This is a genomic window from Chamaesiphon sp. VAR_69_metabat_338, assembly GCF_031423935.1.
Classification (GTDB): Bacteria; Cyanobacteriota; Cyanobacteriia; order Cyanobacteriales; family Chamaesiphonaceae; genus Chamaesiphon.
In genome coordinates this window covers 1-3222 of sequence record NZ_JANPGM010000305.1, presented here as the reverse complement: position 1 = coordinate 3222, position 3222 = coordinate 1, and the positions used below count along the sequence as shown (strand labels likewise).

Here is a 3222-nt window from a genome sequence, read left to right as displayed (position 1 = left end):
TAAATTAGTCCGCGCAGGCGGACTTTGCATCATGAGCGGTGATTTTAATCGCGCGATTCAATCGAATCTATACCCAAAGCTTGCTGCAAGATTTTACGCTCCTCGATCGATAGTTCCATCCACACTCGCGGATCGTCTGGTTTTTGCTTATAATGCAGCGCGGTGGTGAGTAAGCGTAAGGGTAATTGATATTCGGGTAAATGGTGTGTAAGTTCGTGCCAAGTATCATGCCAGAGGGTGGCTGTGGTGTCGCTGATATGGGGTGAGATCAGGTGTTTGCATGAGCTGACCAAACCGTTGGTGACGGTTGTGGGAAAAGCATTAAACATGTCTAATAAATTGGTGACTATAGATTTCCATTGTGACAAATCTTTTGTGAGCAAAGCATTTATAGCTAGCTCGATTTTAGAACTAGTAAATAATGCCTGCTTGCAAAGATCCATCAACTGTAATGCAGTTTTATTATCACCTTCAATAGCTAATATATGATTGCAGCTTACAATAGCTTCCGTCCATCGTGTAGATTCAGCTAAGGCAAATCCTTGGTACATCCAATCCCCTATAGAACCTCTAAAAGCTATGAGTTTTTGCGTATACTGTAATGCTTCGTCGGGGAGATTTCGATCGAAACAATCTCGCATTTTTTTTAAACAAATCGCAATTCGTGGATCTTGTTCGCTATTATCAATCTCTTGCAAAGCTAATTCCAGATGCTGCTGCATAAATCCATCAAATATTTTTTGTCGTAACGCCTCCAATTCATCTTTGGAATACCAAGTTCGCAAAAAATCCACCATAAACTTGAGCGTACTATCTCGCTCTTTTTTCATTCCCAAACAAATTCGCATTAGCGGTTCTTTCAACGCATAAAACGACTCCCGCCCGATCGATTCGACATTGACATAGCCCTTTTCCTTCAACTCCTTCAACTGGCTCGAAGTCGTTTGCGACGTGATGAAACAGCGTTGGGCGATATCCTTCACCGTGGCTGGAAACTTGCGATCGCACAAAAATTCGACAATTTCTCGCTGTTGCGCTGATAGATACTGCATCCGCGATTGATAATAAGGCGTGAGCGCGTCCAATAATGCCATAAACGGCTGCACCAATTCTTCCAACGATTCCCGCGACAAAAACTCGGCAAAAATCACATAGATGCGCGGATTTCCCCCCGCCAAATGCTCCACCGCTTGCACTCGCGCTTTGCCCATTGGGGTTTTTAAAAAGCTGACTAACTCGGTTTGTTCGCGTAGGCTGGCAATCCTAATTAATAATTGCACCGCTTCCGGTGCGGTTAGCTCTTGCAACCGCACCGGACGGAAGAAACCATAAAAAGGCTTACTCCGACTTTGTACTCCATTAAACAGCCTCGGAGCCGTCGCTAAAATTGTGCAACAGCCGCTATTTTGCAGAAATGCCCGTAACTGTTGCTGTCCGCTATCGCCTAAACCTTTAAATAGATCGTCTAGATTTTCGGTAATTAATAGTAGCGTGCGATCGCCAATTATCTCTGTCAGTAAGCTCATCGCCGCTTGTTCGGCATCGGCTGAGGATAGTTCGTACAAAGCCTCGATCCGTTGCTGAATGGCTGAATCTAGTGAATCTATAGCTCTCAAGATTCGCAATAATAATTTGAGAAAAGAGGTAATCCCCCATTCCTCTTCTCGCAACCAGGCAATTAAGATGCGATCGTGCAAATCCGTCATCGCCTGCACTCGATGATAAACCAGCGATACCAGATGAGTTTTCCCCATTCCCCGCGCCCCAATTATCAGGCTATGATGCTTAGTGGGAGTCAATACACTCTCGCGAATTCGATCGACTAAATCCGCCGCTATCGCCTCCCGCTGTACGAAAATAGATTCTAAATCAGCAGGATTCATCAAGCTGGGTGTAAATGAAAATATCGTTGGCGATTTCATCATCCCAACCCCCGACTCAATTTCCAATATTGCTGAATCAACGGAAACCGAAATGCATAAGCACCAGCATTTTGTTGTCCGATATAATGGTCGCGTTGTAATAAGCTGAGAACTTTTAGTAACATTTCTCGATCGAGATTTTGCAAGTTACTTTGCACCTGCAAACGCTGTAATAAATCTGACAACGGCAATGGGTTTGCTGTTACTGCTAATTCATCTAAAACCCCTAAAGCAAATGGTACTATCGGCGATTCATAATATGTATCGATCCGTTCTCGATAATGCGCCATATCCCAGCGATTGGAAGGGTTGTAAAGATTGTCGAGAATAATGTCTGCAATGCTTGTTTGTGTAATGGGTGAATTTAGCTGTTGTAATTCATCGACAATATGGTGAATATAATATGGCACGAGATCGACTGACTCGGCGATCGAAATAGCTAAATCTCGAACATCAATGTTTGCACCAGTTAATAACTCCTGCGCCAGCAAGATCGCATCATCTAAATCTAATGGCATAACTTCTTCTGGATGCATATCATTAGTAGTTGCCCCAGCCGCACCGACTTTTTTGAGTTGAGTTACCACATGATGCAACCCGATCGATCCAGTAAATACCATTCGCAAATTAGAATGAGTTTGACGCAGAGATCGCAACGTCGTCAAGATTTCCATCGTCACTGTTTCGCCCAAATCTCGATTGATATTATCGAGCATCATCGGCATCTCATCCCAGAAGAACACCACCATCCCTTCCTGTTGTGCCATCAAGTCTTCGATAGTTTTAGTAAGGATCGTTTTCCAGTGCTGTTCGATCGATTTTGGCAGTTTAAATCCCTTGATTTCTGCGCCGCTTAATTCTTTGAGCAAAGCTCTCACCCCACCCATCGCCTGTTCTTTGCCACTCAAATCCTGCTGAACGTCATGTAACACTGCTTCAACAAATTCTAATGGCGTTCGCAAACCCTCTAAATCCCGAAACTTCACCAACATCTGCGGTAACGGCTGCTCTGTCATCTTCTTGATAACGCTCGTCTTCCCCATCCGCCGCTCTGCTGTCAGTAACAAGCTCTGTCGCTCCAACACCTGCCACAGTCTGGCGATAAGTCTATCTCTACCTAGTACTTCATCTGCTGCTAACTGCCCGCCAGGATTTGGTTTCATGAGAATATTGCTCAATCGTCATCTTCTATTGTACGTCAGTTTTTATTTACGTCAAATTCATCGTAGATGTTCGATCCGATCGCATTGAATCGGTAGGGGTAATTCATGAATTACCCCTACCGATTCAATGTGATGAC

General features: G+C 44.2%; 2 protein-coding genes. Both read right to left on the bottom strand.

The features are described 5' to 3' along the window. Positions 1–44 precede the first annotated feature (44 nt). Positions 45–1883 (bottom strand): MarR family transcriptional regulator, encoded by a 1839-nt coding sequence (locus tag RMO84_RS08875; protein WP_310488117.1) that lies wholly within the window; start codon positions 1881–1883, stop codon positions 45–47. Between the two features lie 38 nt (positions 1884–1921). Further along, positions 1922–3085 (bottom strand): AAA family ATPase, encoded by a 1164-nt coding sequence (locus RMO84_RS08870; RefSeq protein WP_310488116.1) that lies wholly within the window; start codon positions 3083–3085, stop codon positions 1922–1924. Between the last annotated feature and the right edge of the window lie 137 nt (positions 3086–3222).

Bases quoted from the DNA above. Each gene is read 5' to 3' on its own strand.
- RMO84_RS08875 (WP_310488117.1), bottom strand. From the start codon at position 1,883: ATGAATCCTGCTGATTTAGAATCTATTTTCGTACAGCGGGAGGCGATA.
- RMO84_RS08870 (WP_310488116.1), bottom strand. From the start codon at position 3,085: ATGAAACCAAATCCTGGCGGGCAGTTAGCAGCAGATGAAGTACTAGGT.